Here is an 861-nt window from a genome sequence, read left to right on the forward strand (position 1 = left end):
TGATTTATGTGCGCGTCAGTGCGTTTGGTGACGATGGCCCGTGGGCCGATTTCAAGGGTAGCGACCTGATCCATCTGGCCCTCGGCGGCGTGATGATGAATTGCGGCTACGACCGCAATCCTCTGGGAGAATACGAGACACCGCCTATCGCTCCGCAAATGTGGCACTCCTATCACATTGCCGGAGAGATGACCGTCATGTCGATCCTCGCCGCTCTCGTCTATCGCCTGCGTTCGGGGCAGGGCCAGTTGCTGAGTTCGAACGTTCATGCCGCCGTTTCCGCTAATACGGAGACGGATGTTCCCGACTGGATATTCTTACGTCAGCCCCATTACCGGCAGACCTGCCGCCACTCGACCATGAAGACGAACAGTCCGGCGCTGGCGCGCACCAAAGACGGACGGTGGGTGCTTCCATACACGACCTATCTCAAGGGTTATATCGACGCCCTGCCTCCAACGACCCGTCTGCTCAAGCGCTATGGGATGGAGTTTGATCTGGAAGATCCCAAATATAACGATCCCAACGTTCGAAACACGCCGGCATTCGGGGTGCATTTTTCAGGAGCGATTGGGCGTCTTGTGGGCGCCTTCATGTATGATCACGACCTGTGGAAAGAGGCGCAGGATGAAGGTCTGCCGTGGGGCGCAGTGCGCCGTCCGGAAGAGAATGTTAGCGATCAGCATTGGATTGCCCGGAACACCTTCGCCTGGGTCGAGCATCCTGAAATAGGCAAAAGCCTGCCCTACGCCGTGTCACGCTGGGTCGCTCCCGGAATACCGTGGAAAGCCAGCACGCGGGCGCCGCTTTCCGGGGAACATACGCGCCAGGTTCTTGCTGAGTGGAGCCCAAGAGCGTGGA

Annotated in this window: 1 protein-coding gene; it reads left to right on the forward strand. The window is 58.5% G+C overall.

Annotation, left to right across the window (positions count from 1 at the left end; all coding sequences use genetic code 11):
• A partial coding sequence (locus NKH19_RS33370) for a CoA transferase (protein WP_352983972.1) occupies positions 1-861 on the forward strand: 861 nt, incomplete at both ends.

Source organism: Mesorhizobium sp. M1338, assembly GCF_040318045.1.
Taxonomy (GTDB): Bacteria; Pseudomonadota; Alphaproteobacteria; order Rhizobiales; family Rhizobiaceae; genus Mesorhizobium.